We start from the raw sequence: 826 nt of genomic DNA on the forward strand, positions 1-826 counted from the left end.
TCTGGCCATTCCGGCTTTCGCGTCCTCGACGAAAAGGGTCAGACGTTGCAGTGGTGGCAGACTGTCGTCCAACAGCCAGCGATCAAGTTTGCGCGCGAAATACTCCGCGTAGCTCTGCAGCACCTCCAGACCGAATGCGTCTTTGCTGTCGAAGTAGTGATAAAACGAGCCCTTCGGTACATCGACGCGCTTGAGCACCGATTCAATACCTGTCGCAGTGAGGCCCTGAGCAGTCAGGATTTCCATCCCGCAGCGAAGCAATGCTTCCCGCGTGTCTTCGTGGTCACGGCTGACTTTTGGCGGCCGTCCACGACGAGGCCGGACAATGGAAGCGCTCATGTGATGAGATTAGACCGATTGTCTCTAAATGTCCACGGGGGCGTTCAGCGCCCGGTGAGTTCGTGCTGCGCAATGGCGCACAAAAAATGCTCACTTGACCGGATATGTGCGTCTGGACGCGCGTGGTCGAGTTGGTGCCGTGCACGGCCAAGGTCCCTGTTCGGTCAGTTACTCTGCTCCTGTGCCTCGCCCGGGGAACCCGGATATCCGCAGACGGTTACTCGCTAGTGGACTCGAGCTCTTCTATGCCCGTGGCGTCAACGCGACAGGTGTCAAGGAAATTGCCGATCGTGCCGACGTACCGAAGGCGGCATTCTACACGTACTACGAGAGCAAAGAAGCCTTTGTTGTCGCAGTGCTAGGCCAGTACTGGCTCGAACTTCAGGACCGGTCGGGATCCTTGCTGCTAGGTCGCGGGACACCGGTTCGCCGCCTGCAACGCTACTTCGCGGTGATTGCCGACGAGCACGAGCGCCACACCTTTATG

2 protein-coding genes are annotated in these 826 nt (G+C 58.6%); one reads left to right on the forward strand and one right to left on the reverse strand.

Going from position 1 to position 826, the window contains the following annotated elements; genetic code table 11:
- On the reverse strand, positions 1-339 hold a 339-nt coding region (locus IMZ11_RS42795; protein ID WP_228649315.1), incomplete at its 3' end, for a TetR/AcrR family transcriptional regulator.
- A 94-nt stretch (positions 340-433) separates the two neighbouring features.
- Between IMZ11_RS42795 and IMZ11_RS42800 the strand changes: the two genes are divergently transcribed.
- Positions 434-826 (forward strand): TetR/AcrR family transcriptional regulator (locus tag IMZ11_RS42800; protein ID WP_228649316.1); only part of this gene is annotated, 393 nt, incomplete at its 3' end.

Origin of the sequence: Microtetraspora sp. AC03309, from assembly GCF_020826795.1 — a bacterium.
Classification (GTDB): Bacteria; Actinomycetota; Actinomycetes; order Streptosporangiales; family Streptosporangiaceae; genus Microtetraspora; species Microtetraspora glauca.